The sequence below is a fragment of the Stenotrophomonas maltophilia group sp. Smal32 genome (assembly GCF_030237085.1).
Classification (GTDB): Bacteria; Pseudomonadota; Gammaproteobacteria; order Xanthomonadales; family Xanthomonadaceae; genus Stenotrophomonas; species Stenotrophomonas maltophilia_Q.
On the sequence record NZ_JASJSI010000099.1, the window covers coordinates 1 to 16,149 of the forward strand.

General features: G+C 66.8%; 11 protein-coding genes. 5 read left to right on the top strand and 6 right to left on the bottom strand.

The window, feature by feature from the left end; translation table 11 throughout:
- Positions 1 to 194: 194 nt before the first annotated feature.
- Genes QRO91_RS18165 through fdnG form a run of 3 tightly spaced genes read right to left on the bottom strand, consistent with a single transcriptional unit; the run spans position 195 to position 4,835 of the window.
- A complete protein-coding gene (locus QRO91_RS18165) occupies positions 195 to 842 on the bottom strand; it encodes a formate dehydrogenase subunit gamma (protein WP_049432600.1) in 648 nt (215 codons plus the stop codon).
- Positions 839 to 1,756, bottom strand: a complete 918-nt coding sequence (fdxH, locus tag QRO91_RS18170; RefSeq protein ID WP_049432603.1) for a formate dehydrogenase subunit beta — start codon at positions 1,754 to 1,756, stop codon at positions 839 to 841. Before fdxH ends, QRO91_RS18165 begins: the two co-directional genes overlap by 4 nt.
- Positions 1,757 to 1,766: 10 nt before the next feature.
- Positions 1,767 to 4,835, bottom strand: a complete 3,069-nt coding sequence (fdnG, locus tag QRO91_RS18175; RefSeq protein ID WP_152906617.1) for a formate dehydrogenase-N subunit alpha — start codon at positions 4,833 to 4,835, stop codon at positions 1,767 to 1,769.
- A gap of 292 nt (positions 4,836 to 5,127) precedes the next feature.
- Between fdnG and gmk the strand changes: the two genes are divergently transcribed.
- The 5 genes from gmk (at position 5,128) to recG (ending at position 11,174) form a co-directional block, all read left to right on the top strand.
- On the top strand, positions 5,128 to 5,793 hold the full coding sequence (gmk, locus tag QRO91_RS18180; protein ID WP_049432607.1) for a guanylate kinase: 666 nt from the start codon (positions 5,128 to 5,130) through the stop codon (positions 5,791 to 5,793).
- 110 nt (positions 5,794 to 5,903) lie between these two features.
- Positions 5,904 to 6,203, top strand: coding sequence for a DNA-directed RNA polymerase subunit omega (gene rpoZ / locus QRO91_RS18185; protein ID WP_005410877.1), 300 nt, complete (start codon positions 5,904 to 5,906; stop codon positions 6,201 to 6,203).
- A 105-nt stretch (positions 6,204 to 6,308) separates the two neighbouring features.
- Positions 6,309 to 8,471 (top strand): bifunctional (p)ppGpp synthetase/guanosine-3',5'-bis(diphosphate) 3'-pyrophosphohydrolase, encoded by a 2,163-nt coding sequence (locus QRO91_RS18190; protein ID WP_049432610.1) that lies wholly within the window; start codon positions 6,309 to 6,311, stop codon positions 8,469 to 8,471.
- 197 nt (positions 8,472 to 8,668) lie between these two features.
- Complete coding sequence (locus tag QRO91_RS18195) at positions 8,669 to 9,055, top strand: RidA family protein (RefSeq protein WP_005410875.1); 387 nt, start codon at positions 8,669 to 8,671, stop codon at positions 9,053 to 9,055.
- 7 nt (positions 9,056 to 9,062) lie between these two features.
- Entirely contained in the window at positions 9,063 to 11,174 is a 2,112-nt protein-coding gene (gene recG / locus QRO91_RS18200) for an ATP-dependent DNA helicase RecG (RefSeq protein ID WP_049432614.1), read from the top strand.
- A 241-nt stretch (positions 11,175 to 11,415) separates the two neighbouring features.
- Here recG and QRO91_RS18205 read toward each other — a convergent pair whose 3' ends face one another.
- The 3 genes from QRO91_RS18205 to QRO91_RS18215 form a co-directional block, all read right to left on the bottom strand.
- Positions 11,416 to 12,624 carry an acetyl-CoA C-acyltransferase gene (locus QRO91_RS18205; RefSeq protein WP_100443607.1) on the bottom strand — a complete coding sequence of 403 codons (1,209 nt, stop codon included), beginning with the start codon at positions 12,622 to 12,624 and terminating at the stop codon, positions 11,416 to 11,418.
- 103 nt (positions 12,625 to 12,727) lie between these two features.
- Positions 12,728 to 15,100: a 3-hydroxyacyl-CoA dehydrogenase/enoyl-CoA hydratase family protein gene (locus QRO91_RS18210; RefSeq protein ID WP_100443606.1), complete on the bottom strand. Its 2,373-nt coding sequence runs from the start codon at positions 15,098 to 15,100 to the stop codon at positions 12,728 to 12,730.
- A 39-nt stretch (positions 15,101 to 15,139) separates the two neighbouring features.
- Positions 15,140 to 15,793 (bottom strand): TetR/AcrR family transcriptional regulator, encoded by a 654-nt coding sequence (locus QRO91_RS18215; RefSeq protein ID WP_197651062.1) that lies wholly within the window; start codon positions 15,791 to 15,793, stop codon positions 15,140 to 15,142.
- Positions 15,794 to 16,149 lie beyond the last annotated feature (356 nt).

Below are 16,149 nucleotides of genomic sequence, written 5' to 3' on the forward strand. Positions count from 1 at the left end.
TCCTCCGAGGGAGGCGGGGGGGGGGGGGGGGGGGGGGGGGGGGGCGGGGGCCCCGCCCCCGGCCCCCCCCCCCCCCCCCGCGGGGGGGGGGGCCCCCCCCCCCCCCCCCCCCCCCCCCCCCCCCGCCGTCCTACGGATAGCCGCTGTTGCTGTTGCATTGGCCTGAAGCGGGTGCAGGGCCGCAGGCCCTGCCGCTAGCCCTGTTCCCGCCGCCCGCGCAGGATGTCGCGGAACCACTGCCGGTGGTGCTTGTACGCCCACCCGTAGGTCACCTTGCCCTGCGTCATCGCCCGCACCGACCCCTTGATCCAGATCGCCGCATAGATGTGCACCACGATCGCGCAGATCAGCACCCAGCCGAACAGCGCATGGGCAAGCACCGAGAACCGGATCACCCCGATCGGGAAGAAATGACTGAAGTACTGCCGCCAGATCACGAAGCCGGTCAGCAACAGCGCCGACAGGCAACCGATGATGGCCCAGAACAGCAGTTTCTGGCCGGCATTGAAGCGGCCCACCGGTGGCAGCCGCTCGTCTTCGTTGCGCAGTACATCGCGCATGCCGCGCATCCACTTGCCATCGTCGGCGCTCGGCAGGTTGTCGCGCCACATGCGGAACGCCAGCAGCGCAAAGCCCACCACCATCGCCAGGCCGATGAACGGATGCAGGATGCGCGTCCACGGTCCGCCGCCGAACAGCTGCGTCAGCGGAAACAGGGCAGGGTGGAACAATGCCAGCCCGGACAAGGCTGTCAGTACGAAGCAGATCGCCACGATCCAGTGGTTGATGCGGGTCGGCGCGCGGTAGCGGATGATCTGTCGCGGGTGCGGTGCGTACTTCATGGCCGCTGCTCCTCTTCGATCTTCTTCGCCTCGTGCTCGGCTTCTTCTTCCTCCTCGTCATTGACCGTATTGCGGCCGATGCCGATGTAATGCAGGAACCCGGCGAAGGCGGTGGCGGCGATCGCCAGCACGCCCAAGGGCTTGGCCACGCCCTTCCAGATCTCCACCATCGGGCTGATCCGCGGGTCCTTGGGCAGGTCGGCATACAGCTCCGGCTTGTCCACGTGCTGCAGCACGTACATCACGTGGGTGCCGCCCACGCCCTGCGGGTCGTACAGGCCGGCGTTCTCGTAGCCGCGTGATTTCAGGTCTTCGACGCGGCCGGCGGCATGTTCGGTCATCGCCTGCTTGCTGCCGAAGGTGATCGCGCCGGTCGGGCAGGTCTTCACGCAGGCCGGCTCCTGGCCCACCGCCACCCGGTCCGAGCACAGCGTGCACTTGTAGGCCTTGTGGTCCTTCTTGGAAATGCGCGGCACATCGAACGGGCAGCCGGTCACGCAGTAGCCGCAGCCGATGCAGTTCTCTTCCTGGAAGTCGACGATGCCGTTGGCGTACTGGATGATCGCGCCGGGCGAGGGGCAGGCCTTCAGGCAGCCCGGGTCGCTGCAGTGCATGCAGCCTTCCTTGCGGATCAGCCACTCCAGCTTGCCCTTCTCGTCCTCGTATTCGCGGAACTTCATCACCGTCCACGACTGGTCGCTGAGGTCCGGCGGATTGTCGTAGCTGCCGACGCAGCTGCCGACTTCGTCGCGCAGGTCGTTCCACTCCATGCACGCGACCTGGCAGGCCTTGCAGCCGATGCACTTGCTCACGTCGATGAGCTTGGCGACCTGGCCGGTGTGTGCGCTGCGCGCCTGTGGCGAGGGCGTGGTGGTGGCCGAGCGGCGGATGATGTCCAGCGATTGCAGTGACATGGCGTGTCTCCTACACCTTCTCGACCTTGACCAGGATGCACTTCGATTCGGGCGTCTGCGAATTGCCGTCACCGATGGCATTGGTCAGCGTATTGGCGATGTAGCCGGGCTTGGCTGCACCGAGGAAACCCCAGTGGATCGGAATGCCCACCTGGTGCACGGTCTTGCCATCGATCTGCAGGGCCTTGATGCGCTTGGTCACCATCGCCACGGCTTCGATATGGCCGCGCTTGGAACTCACGCGCACGCGGCTGCCGTTGTTGATGCCCAGCTCGTCGGCCAGTGCGGCGCCGATCTCGACGAACTGCTCGGGCTGGATGATGGCGTTGAGCTTGCCGTGCTTGGTCCAGAAGTGGAAATGCTCGGTCAGGCGGTAGGTGGTGGCCACGTGCGGGAACTCGTCCGGCGAGCCGATCTGCGCCCGGTCGCTGGCGAACACGCGGGCGGCCGGGTTGTTCAGCGTCTGCGCCTGGCCGGGGCTGAGCGGGTTGCTGCGCAGCGGCGTGTCGAACGGTTCGTAGTGCTCCGGGAACGGGCCTTCGGCCATGCCGGCCTTGGCGAAGAAGCGGGCGATGCCTTCCGGATTCATGATGAACGGGCCCATGCCACCGGCAGGGTCTTCGTCGGCCTTGAAGTCCGGCACGTCCACGCTGCCCCAGTTCTTGCCGTTCCAGGCCAGCAACGTGCGCCGCGGATCGAACGGCTGGCCGGCCACGTCGCACGAAGCGCGGTTGTACATCACGCGACGGTTGGCCGGCCACGCCCACGCCCAGCCCAGGGTATTGCCGATGCCGGTCGGGTCGCTGTTGTCACGCCGCGCCATCATGTTGCCGGTCGGGCCCCAGGCACCGATGTAGATCCAGCAGCCGGAGGAGGTGCTGCCGTCGTCGCGCAGGTCGCCGAACGCGGCCAGCTGCTCGCCGGCCTTGCGCACCAGCTTGGTCGGGTCCTTCGGGTCGAACACATCCACCAGCGCCTTGCCGTTGTATTCCATCGCCAGCTCTTCCGGCGTCGGTGCCTCGGGGTTTGAATACTTCCAGGCCAGGTCGCGCACCGGTTCCCACCAGGCGCCGCCGTCCTTCTCGTACAGCGCCTTGATGCGATGGAACAGCTCGGACATGATCTCGATGTCGCTGCGCGCTTCGCCCGGCGGGTTGGCACCCTTCCAGTGCCACTGCAGCCAGCGCGAGGAATTCACCACCGCGCCGTTCTCCTCGGCAAACGAGGTGGTCGGCAGGCGGAACACCTCGGTCTGGATCGTGCTCGGGTCGACATCGTTCAGCGCGCCGTGGTTCTGCCAGAACGCGATGGTCTCGGTTTCCAGCGGGTCCATGCTGACCATGAACTTCAGCTTGGAGAACGCGCTGATCAGCTTGCCCTTGTTCGGCGCCGAGGCCAGCGGGTTGAAGCCCTGGCAGATGTAGCCATGGATCTTGCCTTCGTTCATCAGCTCGTACGCCTGCAGCATGTCGTACGGCTTGTCGAGCTTGGGCAGGTAGTCGAAGCACCAGTTGTTGTCGGCGGTGGCGGCGTCGCCCCACCACGACTTCATCAGGCTGACGTGGAACTTGGGGTAGTTCTGCCAGAACGACATCTGGTTGGCGCGCAGCGGCTTCTGGGTGCGCTTTGCGATGTACGCGTCGTAGTCCTGCTCGTCCTGTTTCGGCAGGGTCAGGTAGCCGGGCAGCAGGTCGGACATCAGGCCGATGTCGGTCAGGCCCTGGATGTTGGAATGTCCGCGCAGTGCGTTCATGCCGCCACCGGCCACGCCGATGTTGCCCAGCAGCAGCTGCACCATGGTGCCGGCACGCACGTTCTGCGCGCCGATCGAGTGTTGCGTCCAGCCCAGCGCATACAGGATGGTCATTGCCTTGTCCTTGCCGGCGGTGGACGCGATCATGTCCCAGATCTGGCGGATGCTGTCGGCCGGCGTACCGCAGATGCGCTCGACCATCTCCACGGTGTAGCGCGCATAGTGCTGCTTGAGCAGGGTGTAGACGCAGCGCGGGTCCTTCAGCGTCGGGTCGCTGCGCACGAAGCCATCATCGCCGTACACGTAGTCCCAGCTGGAACGGTCGTAGCTGCGCTTCTCGGCGTTGTAGCCCGAATACAGGCCGTCCTTGAAGGCGAATTCGTCCTTCACCAGGAACGACATGTCGGTGTAGTTCAGCACGTACTCGTGCTGGATGCGGTCCTCGGTCAACAGGTAGTTGATCAGGCCGCCCAGGAACACGATGTCGGTGCCGGTACGGATCGGCGCGTACACGTCGGCCACCGCGGCCGAGCGGTTGAAGCGCGGGTCGACCACGATCAGGCGAGCCTTGTTGTGTGCCTTGGCCTCGGTTACCCATTTGAACCCGCACGGGTGCGCCTCGGCGGCATTGCCACCCATGATCAGGATCAGGTCGGCATTCTTGATGTCGACCCAGTGATTCGTCATCGCACCACGGCCTAGCGTCGGGGCAAGACCTGCCACCGTCGGGCCGTGTCAGACACGTGCCTGGTTGTCGAATGCCAGCATGCCCAGGGAGCGCACGACCTTGTGGGTCAGCACCGCCGTTTCATTGCTGGTGGCCGAGGCGGCCAGCATGCCGGTGGTCAGCCAGCGGTTGACCGTCTGCCCGGCTTCGTTCTTCTGCACGAAGTTGGCGTCGCGGTCTTCCTTCATCAGCCGCGCGATGCGGTCCAGCGCATCGTCCCAGCTCAGCCGCTTCCACTCGTTCGAGCCCGGCGCGCGGTACTCGGGGTAGAGCAGGCGCGACTTGCTGTGGATGATGTCGGCCAGGCCGGCCCCCTTCGGGCACAGCGTGCCGCGGTTGACCGGATGGTCCGGGTCGCCCTCGATATGGAAGATGCTCGGCTCGGCGTTCTTGGCGCCATCGCCGAGGCTGTACATCAGGATGCCGCAGGCCACCGAGCAGTACGTGCAGGTGTTGCGGGTCTCGGTCGCGCGGGTCAGCTTGTATTGCCGGACCTCCGCGAGCGCGATGCCGGGCGCGAAGCCCATCAAAGCCAGGCTGGAGCCCACCAGGGTTGTCCCGGTGACCTTCAGGAACTGGCGGCGACTCATCGAGGGCATGCCGTTCTCCTTGGATGGCGGGGCGGCACGCAGACCACCCGGCTGTCGGTAGGTACGCGCCGGTTATAGCACAGGCCCCCGGATGCCCATGTGGCACTAGGGCCGGTACCGGCCGGACGGGCGCGAAAAGGGGCCGCTCTGGTAAAGTTGCGTGCCCGCACCCCGGGGAAGCGTCTGCCGGGCCTGGTTCCAGGATGTTCCGCGCAGCCCCCGCCATCCTGGCGCGATCGTCCGCGCCGGATCTGGAACACCGAGGAAAAATTTTGCGAAATCAACCCGTTGGATCCGCCGCATGAGCGCCCCGTCGAAGTCGTCGGACGCCGTTGCGCGCGGCACGCTGTACATCGTTGCCGCCCCGTCCGGCGCCGGCAAGAGCAGCATCGTCAATGCCACCCTGGCGCGTGACTCGCAGATCGCCCTGTCGATCTCTTTCACCTCGCGCGCGATGCGTCCGGGTGAAGTGAACGGCCAGCACTACCATTTCGTCTCTGCGGAAAAGTTCGAGGAAATGATCGCCGCCGGCGACTTCTTCGAGCATGCCTGGGTGCACGGTGACTGGAAGGGCACCGCCCGGCAGTCGGTGGAGCCGCAGCTGGCCGCGGGTCAGGACGTGCTGCTGGAAATCGACTGGCAGGGCGCCCAGCAGGTGCGCCAGCTGGTGCCGGGCACGGTCACCGTGTTCATCCTGCCGCCGTCCAGGCAGGCCCTGCAGGACCGCATGCGCAAGCGCGGCCAGGACAGCGAGGCGGTCATCGCCCAGCGCCTGGGCGCGGCCCGCGATGAAATGCTTCACTTCAACGAGTTCGACTACGTCATCGTCAACGAGGTGTTCGACACCGCGGTGGACGAGCTGTGCGCCATCTTCACTGCCAGCCGCCTGCGCCGGGAGGCCCAGAAGGTCCGCCATGCCGGCCTGATCCAGGCCCTGTTGACCCCCGATCCGGGTGCAACTGACTGATTCCAAAAGAATCGGGTGGGGGTTGGCTTGATTTTGTCCAGCCCCTGCCAGTACACTCCGTCCCCTTTCCCTCATTCGACTGAGCGGCCGACCGGTCGCCGGGAGCCCGTATGGCCCGCATCACCGTAGAAGATTGCCTGGAAGTCGTTAACAACCGTTTCGAACTGGTCATGATGGCTTCCAAGCGTGCCCGCCAGCTCGCCAACGGCGTGCAGGCCACGCTGGACAACAGCGAGACCGAGGACAAGCCGACCGTGCTGGCGCTGCGCGAAATCGCCGCCCGCAAGATCGACAACGCGCTGATCGACGAAGTCGAGAAGGCCGAGCGTGAGCGCGCCGAGCGCGAAGCGCTGGAGTGGGCCGCCGCCGAAGTGGTCGCCGACGAAGACATGTCCAAGAACGACGATTGATCGCATCGATCAACGTCATTGCTGGATCGCCGAACAGCCCGCCCCGTGCGGGCTGTTTCGCATTCAGGATTTGCCGTAAACGTCGCGCTGGAATAGGCTTCGGGCATGAACCCAGGCCCCACTGCCAAGGTCGCCGCAGCCCCCGCTGCCGCCGTACCCGACTACGTCCTCCAGCTTGAACGCGCCGCCCACTATCTGCCGCCGGAACAGCTGCCCCTGCTGCGCCGTGCCTGGGAAGTCGGAGCCTCCGCGCACGCTGGACAGACGCGCAAGTCGGGCGAGCCCTATATCACCCATCCGGTGGCCGTGGCCCAGGTGCTGGCCGAGCTCGGCCTGGACGTGGAAGCGCTGATCGCCGCGATCCTGCACGACACCATCGAAGACACCCCGCTGACCCGCGAGGCGCTGGCCGCCGAGTTCGGCGAAGCCGTGGCCGAGCTCGTCGACGGCGTGACCAAGCTGGACAAGCTGAAGTTCCGCGATCGCCAGGAAGCGGCCGCCGAGAGCTTCCGCAAGATGCTGCTGGCGATGTCGCGCGACCTGCGCGTGATCATGATCAAGCTGGCCGACCGCCTGCACAACATGCGCACGCTGGGCGCGCAGAGCCGCGAAGCGCGCGGTCGCATCGCCCGCGAGACGCTGGAGATCTATGCGCCCATCGCCCAGCGCCTGGGCATGAGCCTGGTCAAGAGCGAGCTGCAGAACCTGGGCTTCAAGGCGCTGTACCCGTGGCGCCACGCCATCATCGAAAAGCACATCCGCAGCCAGCCGGTGGTGCGCCGCGAGGCGATGGCGCAGGTGGAAGTGCAGCTGTCGCAGCGCCTGGCCAAGGAGGGGATCGAGCATCGGCTGATCAGCCGCATCAAGACCCCGTGGAGCATCTACAACAAGATGCGCGACGAGAACAAATCCTTCGACCAGGTGATGGACGTGTTCGGCTTCCGCCTGGTCGTGCGCAGCGTGCCCAGCTGCTACCACGCGCTGGGTTCGGTACATGCCACCTTCAAGCCGCTGGATGGCCGCTTCCGCGACTTCATCGCCATTCCCAAGGCCAACGGTTACCAGTCGCTGCATACCGTGCTGTTCGGGCCGTACGGCTCGCCGATCGAAGTGCAGATCCGCACCGAGGAAATGGACCTGATCGCCGAGCGTGGCGTGGCCGCACACTGGACCTACAAGTTCGGCGGCGATTCGCCCAACAGCGCGCAGAGCCGTGCACATGCCTGGATCGTCGAACTGATCGACTCGCAGCGCGCCGCCGGTTCCTCGCTGGAGTTCCTCGACAACGTCAAGGTCGACCTGTTCCCGGACGAGGTCTACCTGTTCACGCCGAAGGGCAAGATCCTGGCCCTGCCGCGCAACTCCACCGCGCTCGATTTCGCCTACGCCGTGCACACCGACGTCGGCAACATGGCCGTGGCCTCGCGCGTGGACAAGAAGCTGGTGCCGCTGCGCACCAAGCTGGTGTCGGGCCAGTCGGTGGAGATCATCACCGCACGCTCGGCCACGCCGAAACCGCAGTGGCTGGAATTCGTGGTCACCAGCAAGGCACGCACCGCCATCCGCCACCAGCTGAAGCAGCTGGAACACGAAGACGCCGTGCAGCTGGGTCACCGCATGCTGGACCGCGCGCTGGAAGCGATGGATTCCTCGCTGGAACGGCTGCCGAAGGGGCGCCTGGATGCGTTCCTCACCGAACACCGCTTCCCGCGCCTGGAAGCCCTGCTGGCCGAGGTCGCGCTGGGCAACTGGATGCCGACCCAGGCCGCGCAGGCACTGATGGCCTACGCCGAACTGCGGGGCGGTCCGCATTCGCGCCACCATTCGCAGGAAAAGATCCTGATCAACGGCAGCGAGCGCGGCGTGGTCACCTTCGCCGGCTGCTGCCAGCCGATTCCCGGCGACGAGATCATGGGCTACCACACCGCCGGCAAGGGCATCGTGGTGCACCGCATGGACTGCCCGAACCTGGCCGAGCTGCGCAAGTCGCCCGAGCGCTGGGTGCCGATCGGCTGGGACACCACCGTTTCCGGCGACTACGACACCTCGCTGGTGGTGGAAGTGGAGAACGGCACCGGCGTGCTGGCGCAGCTGGCCGCGGCGATCGCGCAGAGCCACTCCAACATCGAGCGCGTGGATTACCTGGACCGCGACTTCAACGCCGCCGTGCTGGCGTTCAACATCCAGGTACGCGACCGCAACCACCTGGCCGAAGTGATGCGCCGCCTGCGCCGCCTGTCGGTCGTGCAGTCGGTGCGCCGCCAGTAGAGCCACGCCATGGGTGGATGCTTTCTGTAGAGCCGAGCCCATGCTCGGCTGCTCCAGCCCGAGGCAGCCTAGCATGGGCTCGGCTCTACAGACGGCGCATCACATGACCGGATTGCCGTAGATCCACGCCATGCGTGGATGCACCCCCACCCGGTACAATCACCGCTCTGTTTTCCCCCAACGCACCGGAGCGACCCATGTCCCGCCAGATCATCAACACCGAAAAGGCTCCCGCCGCCATCGGCCCGTACTCGCAGGCCGTGCGCGCCGGCAACACCGTGTACTTCTCCGGCCAGATCCCGCTCGACCCGGCCACCGGCGACATCGTCGGCGCCGGTGACGTCGAAGCGCAGGCCCGCCGCGCCTTCGACAACCTCAAGGCCGTGGCCGAAGCCGCTGGCGGCTCGCTGGACAAGGTCGTGCGCCTGGGCCTGTACCTGACCGACCTGGGCGAGTTCGCCAAGGTCAACGCGGTCATGCAGGACTACTTCCAGGCCCCGTACCCGGCCCGTTCCACCATCGAAGTCTCCGGCCTGCCGAAGGGCGCCAACTTCGAGGTCGACGCGGTGATGGTCATCGACTGACCGCCACGTGGCACGCAAGGCGGCGGTCACCCCGGTCCTGTCACCGTCCGGCGAAGCATCCCTGGCGATGCTCGCTGGCGTCGGTCCGGCCGTGGCCGCCAAACTGCAGGCGCGTGGCCTGGCCACCCTGCAGGATCTCTGGCTTCACCTGCCGCTGCGCTATGAAGACCGCACCCGGCTGACCCGCATCGAAGACCTGCGCAACGGCGTGCCGGCGCAGGTGGAGGGGCGGGTGGTCGCGGTCGAGCGCGGCATGCGCTACCGGCCGATGCTGAAGGTGGCGGTGGAAGACGAAGGGCAGGGCACCCTGGTGCTGCGCTTCTTCCATTTCCGCCAGCAGCAGGTCGGCCAGTTCGCGGTCGGCAACCGGCTGCGCTGCTTCGGCACGCCCAAGCCCGGCCACCTTGGCCTGGAAATCGTCCACCCCAGCTACCAGGTGCTGGGCCGCAACGACGATCCCGAACTCGGCGACCGCCTCGACCCGGTGTATCCCACCGTCGAAGGCGTGGGCCCGATGACGATGCGCAAGCTGATCGGCCAGGCGCTGGACCGCCTGCCCGAGGAAAGCACGCTGGAACTGCTGCCCAGTGGCTGGCTCGATGGCCTCGGCCTGCCATCGCTGCGCAGCGCGCTGCTGACCGTGCACCGGCCACCGCCCGATGCCGATCTGGCCGCGCTGGCGGCCGGCACTCATCCGGCCCAGCGCCGCCTGGCGATGGAAGAACTGCTGGCCCACCACCTCAGCCTGCGCCGCCAGCGCATTGCATTGCAGGCCCACCATGCACCACCGCTGGCCGGCCCCGGCAAGCTGGCCAAGGCGTTGCTGAAACAGCTGCCCTTTGCACTGACCGGTGCGCAGGCGCGTGTGTTCAAGCAGATCCGCGAAGACCTTGCACGGCCCAGCCCGATGCTGCGGCTGGTGCAGGGCGATGTCGGCTCCGGCAAGACTGTCGTCGCCGCGCTGGCGGCGATGCTGGCGGTGGAGCAGGGCAAGCAGGTCGCACTGGCCGCACCCACCGAGCTGCTGGCCGAGCAGCACCTCAACAACCTGCGCGGCTGGCTGGAACCGCTCGGTGTGCGCATCGCGTGGCTGGCCGGCAAGGTCACCGGCAAGGCGCGCGCCAAGGTGATGGAACAGGTCGCCAATGGCGAAGCGCAGGTGGTGGTCGGTACCCACGCGCTGATGCAGGAAGCGGTGGTGTTCCAGGACCTGGCCCTGGCCATCGTTGACGAGCAGCACCGCTTCGGCGTGCACCAGCGCCTGGCCCTGCGTGACAAGGGCGCGGGCGGCAACAGCGTCCCGCACCAGCTGGTGATGACCGCCACACCGATTCCGCGCACGCTGGCGATGTCCGAATACGCGGATCTGGATGTCTCGGCCATCGATGAACTGCCGCCGGGGCGCACGCCGGTGCAGACCGTCGCACTGAACAATGACCGTCGCCCGGAGCTGATCGAGCGCATTGCGCTGGCCTGCCAGGAAGGGCGGCAGGTGTATTGGGTGTGCACGCTCATCGAGGAAAGCGAAGAGCTGGATGCCACCCCCGCACAGGCAACCTACGAATCACTGCAGGCGCTGCTGCCCGGCGTGCGCGTCGGGCTGGTGCATGGCCGCCTGAAAGCCGCCGAGAAGCTGGCGACGATGGTGGCGTTCAAGGCCGGCGACATCGACCTGCTGGTCGCAACTACGGTGATCGAAGTGGGCGTGGACGTACCGAACGCCTCGTTGATGGTGATCGAGAACGCCGAACGCCTGGGCCTGGCCCAGCTGCACCAGCTGCGTGGCCGTGTTGGCCGCGGTTCGGCGGTATCGCGCTGCGTGCTGCTGTACCAGGCGCCGCTTTCGCAGATGGCGCGCGAACGCCTGCAGACCATGCGCGAAACCAACGATGGCTTCGTCATCGCCGAAAAAGATCTGGAGCTGCGTGGCCCCGGCGAACTGCTGGGTACGCGGCAGACCGGCCTGGCCGGCTTCCGCATCGCGGATCTGGCCCGCGACGCCGGGCTGCTGCCCGGCGTGCACGACCTGGCCGAGCGCCTGCTGGCCCAGCAACCCGCGCTGGCCGACCGCGTGGTACAGCGCTGGATCGGCACCGCCGTGCGTTACGCCTCGGCGTAATGCACGGGGTCAGATCCCTTTGCGCAGCAAAGGGATCTGATCCCAGCTCTTGATCCTGCCTTTGCTCACCCCTCCGCCGCGCGGAATGTTGGGTGGCGCGGGTGGGTGAGGCTGACCGGGACTGTCAGCGGCATGGATGCCGCTGCCAAGCCCCCAGGGACGGGTTCACGGCGTGTCCCGGGCAGCCTCACCCGCCCGGGCCCCACAGCCAACCAGCAATCCGCCGGCAACGCTTTGAACCTTACAGCGCCTCGAAAATACCCGCTGCGCCCATGCCGGTGCCGATGCACATCGTCACCATGCCGTACTTCTGCTGGCGACGACGCAGGCCGTGCAGCAGGGTGGCGGTACGGATCGCGCCGGTCGCGCCCAGCGGGTGGCCCAGGGCGATCGCGCCGCCCAGCGGGTTGACCTTGCTCGGGTCCAGCCCGCAATCGCGGATCACCGCCAGCGACTGCGCGGCGAAGGCTTCGTTCAATTCGATCCAGTCCAGCTGGTCCTGTGTCAGGCCGGCCTGCTTCAGCGCCTTCGGAATCGCGGCGATCGGGCCGATGCCCATCACTTCCGGGCGCACGCCGGCCACCGAGAAGCTGACGAAACGGGCCAGCGGGGTCAGGCCGTAATCCTTGATGGCCTGCTCCGACGCCAGCAGCACGGCACCGGCGCCATCGCTCATCTGCGAGGAGTTACCGGCGGTGACGGTGCCGCCGAACTGGCCGTTGCGGAACACCGGGCGCAACTTGGCCAGGCCTTCAGCGGACGAGTCCGGGCGCGGGCCTTCGTCGGTGTCGACGACCTTGTTGCGGGTGATGATGCGCTGGCCGTCGGCCAGGTCGGGCAGGTGCGAGACGATCTCGTACGGGCTGATCTCGTCCTTGAACTCGCCGTTCTGGATCGCGGCCATGGCCTTCTGGTGCGAGGCGAGGGCGAAGGCGTCCTGGTCCTCGCGCGAGACCTTCCACTCTTCGGCCACCTTCTCGGCGGTGATGCCCATGCCGTAGGCGATGGCGACGTGGTCATTGTCGAACACGCTCGGCGCCATCGCGATCTTGTTGCCCATCATCGGCACCATCGACATCGACTCGGTACCACCGGCCAGCATCAGGTCCGCGTTGCCCAGGCGGATCGCGTCGGCGGCCTGCGCCACGGCCTGCAGGCCGGAGGAGCAGAAGCGGTTCACGGTCTGCGCGGCGATGGTGTTCGGCAGGCCAGCCAGCAGCACGCCGATGCGCGCCACGTTCATGCCCTGCTCGGCTTCCGGCATGGCGCAGCCGATGATCGCGTCATCGATGCGGTTGACGTCCACGCCCGGGGCCTGGGCGACGACGCTGCGCAGCACGTGCGCAAGCATGTCGTCGGGGCGGGTGTTGCGGAACATGCCCTTGGGCGCCTTGCCGACCGGGGTGCGGGTGGCGGCGACGATGTAGGCGTCCTGGATTTGCTTGGTCATTGCAGTGATCTCTCGAATAGGTTTTGTAGAGTCGAGCCATGCTCGACTGCCACATCAGGGAGTGCCCACCAAGGTGGGCACCCACCAAAAGCAGGGATGGCGATCAGTTCCGCAGCGGCTTGCCGGTCTTCAGCATGTGCGCGATGCGGGCCTGGGTCTTTTCCTGCTGGGCCAGTTCAACGAAATGCTTGCGCTCCAGGGTCAACAGCCACTCTTCATCCACCAGCGTGCCGCGGTCGACCTTGCCGCCGCACAGCACGGTGGCGATGCGCTCGGCAATCTCGTAGTCGTACGGGCTGATGAAACGGCCTTCCAGCATGTTGACCAGCATCATCTTGAAGGTGGCGATACCCACGTCACCGGCCACCTGGATGCGGCGCGCCGGCAGCGGCGGACGGTAGCCCGCTTCGGCCAGGGCGCGTGCTTCGGCCTTGGCGATATGCAGGGCCTCGTAGCTGTTGAACACCACCTTGTCGGTACTGCGCAGCAGGCCCAGTTCCTTGGCGTTGACCGCCGAGTTGGACACCTTGGCCATCGCCACGGTCTCGAAGGTCTTCTTCAGTTCAGCGAACACATCGCCGCCCGGGCCTGCGGCCTGCGAGGCACGCACCGCCAGTTCCTTCAGGCCACCACCGGCCGGCAGCAGGCCGACACCGGCTTCGACCAGGCCGATGTAGCTTTCCAGGAAGGCCACAGTCTTGGCGCTGTGCATCTGGAACTCGCAGCCGCCGCCCAGGGCCAGGCCGCGAACCGCTGCCACCACCGGCACCAGCGAGTACTTGATGCGCTGGCTGGTGCGCTGGAAGTTGGCGACCATTTCTTCGAACTGGTCGACCTTGCCGGCCTGCAGCAGGCCCAGTGCACCGGCCAGGTCGGCACCGGCGGAGAAGGGTTCCTTCTGCTGCCAGATCACCAGGCCCTGGAAGTCCTTCTCGGCGCGGCTGACGCATTCCTGCAGGCCATCAAGCACCTGGTCGGAGACGGTGTTCATCTTGGTCTTGAAGCTGACCACGGCGATGCCATCGCCGTCGTGCCACATGCGCAGGCCGTCGTTCTCGAACACGGTCTCGCCCGGTGCGAACGTTTCGCCCAGCAGCGGATCCGGGAAGCGCTGGCGCTGGTACACCGGCAGCGACGAGCGCGGCAGCTTGGCGTTGCGCGACGGGCTGTAGCTGCCCTCGGCGGCGTGCACGCCGTCGCGGCCATCGAACACCCAGTCCGGCAGCGGGGCGTTGCTCATGCTCTTGCCGGCCACGATGTCATCGGCAATCCACTGCGCGACCTGCTTCCAGCCCGCGGCCTGCCAGGTCTCGAACGGGCCCAGCGACCAGCCGTAGCCCCAGCGGATCGCGAGATCGACGTCGCGCGCGGTTTCGGCGATGTCGGCCAGGTGGTAGGCGCTGTAGTGGAACAGGTCACGGAAGGTCGCCCACAGGAACTGCGCCTGCGGGTGCTGGCTCTCGCGCAGCTTGGCGAACTTCTCGGCCGGGTTCTTGATCTTCAGGATCTCGACCACTTCCGGTGCGGCGGTGCGGTCGGCCGGACGGTAGTCCTGCTTCTCCAGGTCCAGCACCACGATGTCCTTGCCGACCTTGCGGAAGATGCCGGCGCCGGTCTTCTGGCCCAGCGCGCCCTTGGAAATCAGCGCGTCCAGCCACTTCGGCGACTTGAAGAATTCATGCCACGGGTCGTTCGGCAGGGTGTCGCCCATGGTCTTGATGACGTGGGCCATGGTGTCCAGGCCGACCACGTCGGAGGTGCGGTAGGTGGCCGACTTCGGGCGGCCGACCAGCGGGCCGGTCAGGCCGTCCACTTCGTCGAAGCCGAGGCCGAACTGCTGGGTGTGGTGGATGGTCGACAGGATCGAGAACACGCCGATGCGGTTGCCGATGAAGTTCGGGGTGTCCTTGGCGTACACCACGCCCTTGCCCAGGGTGGTGACCAGGAATGCTTCCAGGCCTTCCAGCACGGCGGCGTCGGTGGTGGTGGCCGGGATCAGCTCGGCCAGGTGCATGTAGCGCGGCGGGTTGAAGAAGTGCACGCCGCAGAAGCGGTGGCGCAGCTGCTCGGGCAGCACGTCGGCCAGCTTGTTGATGCCCAGGCCCGAGGTGTTGGACGCCAGCACCGCGTGGTCGGCCACGAACGGGGCGATCTTCTTGTACAGGTCCTGCTTCCAGTCCATGCGCTCGGCGATGGCCTCGATGATCAGGTCGCAGTCCTTCAGCTGTTCCAAGCCGGACTCGTAGTTGGCCGGAGTGATGGCTTCGGCCAGCGACTTGCTGGCCAGCGGCGCCGGGCTCAGCTTGCCCAGGTTGGCGATCGCCTTCAGCACGATGCCGTCGGCCGGACCTTCCTTGGCGGGCAGGTCGAACAGCACGGTGTCGACGCCCGCGTTGGTGAGGTGGGCGGCGATCTGGGCACCCATGACGCCGGCACCCAGCACGGCGGCGCGGCGGACTAGCAGGGAATTGGACATGGTGTAGGGCCTTTGTTGGTCAGCAGTTACTGGGTGGAATCAAAGGGAAGCGGGCAGGGCGCTGGCGCGTGCGGCGGCGCGGAACCCGGCTTCGGCGAAATGGATCAGTTCGTGGGCGGCATGGGCACGGTGCGCCGCTTCGGTGACACCGGCGGGACGCTTGATCAGCCCGAAGTCGGCCATGGCATAGGTGAGCGAGCCGGCCAGGAAGTCGAGGCGCCAGTACAGCTCTTCCTTGCTCAGGCCGGGCACGCACTCGCCGATGGCCTTGCCGAACGCACGCAGCACGTGGCCGTAGTGGTCGGACAGGAACTTGCGCAGGTTGTCGTTCTTCTCGGCGTAGGCGCGGGCGATCACGCGCACGAAGGCGCCGCCGTTCTGGCGGTCCTGGGCCAGCGCCAGGGCGGGCTCGACGAAGGCGGCCAGCACCGGGCGCAGTTCGCCGGGGTGCTCGGCGAGGGCACGTTCCAGCTGCGACAGGCGGGCGCCGGTCATCTCGTCCATGCGGCGACGGAACACCTCGTTGACCAGGTTTTCCTTGGAGCCGAAGTGGTAATTGACCGCAGCGATGTTGACGTCGGCCTGGCTGGTGACCTGGCGCAGCGAGGTGCCGGCGAAGCCGTGCTGGGCGAACAGCTCCTCGGCGGCACCGAGGATCCGGTCCTTGGTCGAGAAGTGGGCGGGCTTGGCCATCGGTGGGCAGACCTTAATCAAACGATTGTTTGATACTAGAACCAGACGGTACCGTATGGCATTTTGCAGTGCAGCAAAAATGCGCAGGGTGGTCAGAATCCGCTCAGGTGGGTGAATGGGGTGAGGGGGCCTGGAAGGCTGTGCGGCTTCTGTAGAGCCGAGGCCCCGCGCCGCGGGCCGGTTTGGCCAAACCACCCGCGCCCGGGCTGCGCGGGGCCCGGGGGGGGGGGGGGCGCCGCCCTAGGCGCGGGGGTTTTTTTTTATAATAGCCGACCTTTTTGATGGTAATCCACCGGCCCGGCCCGGGGTTTTTTTTTTTTTTCCATTCGGGGGGGAGAGGGCCGCGGTCGTTTTTT

What these genes read in the sequence shown, in the direction of transcription:
- QRO91_RS18205 (WP_100443607.1), bottom strand. Translation starts at nt 12,624, where the DNA reads ATGACCAAGCAAATCCAGGACGCCTACATCGTCGCCGCCACCCGCACC.
- QRO91_RS18215 (WP_197651062.1), bottom strand. Translation starts at nt 15,793, where the DNA reads ATGGCCAAGCCCGCCCACTTCTCGACCAAGGACCGGATCCTCGGTGCC.
- gmk (WP_049432607.1), top strand. Translation starts at nt 5,128, where the DNA reads ATGAGCGCCCCGTCGAAGTCGTCGGACGCCGTTGCGCGCGGCACGCTG.
- QRO91_RS18195 (WP_005410875.1), top strand. Translation starts at nt 8,669, where the DNA reads ATGTCCCGCCAGATCATCAACACCGAAAAGGCTCCCGCCGCCATCGGC.
- QRO91_RS18210 (WP_100443606.1), bottom strand. Translation starts at nt 15,100, where the DNA reads ATGTCCAATTCCCTGCTAGTCCGCCGCGCCGCCGTGCTGGGTGCCGGC.
- fdxH (WP_049432603.1), bottom strand. Translation starts at nt 1,756, where the DNA reads ATGTCACTGCAATCGCTGGACATCATCCGCCGCTCGGCCACCACCACG.
- QRO91_RS18165 (WP_049432600.1), bottom strand. Translation starts at nt 842, where the DNA reads ATGAAGTACGCACCGCACCCGCGACAGATCATCCGCTACCGCGCGCCG.
- rpoZ (WP_005410877.1), top strand. Translation starts at nt 5,904, where the DNA reads ATGGCCCGCATCACCGTAGAAGATTGCCTGGAAGTCGTTAACAACCGT.
- QRO91_RS18190 (WP_049432610.1), top strand. Translation starts at nt 6,309, where the DNA reads ATGAACCCAGGCCCCACTGCCAAGGTCGCCGCAGCCCCCGCTGCCGCC.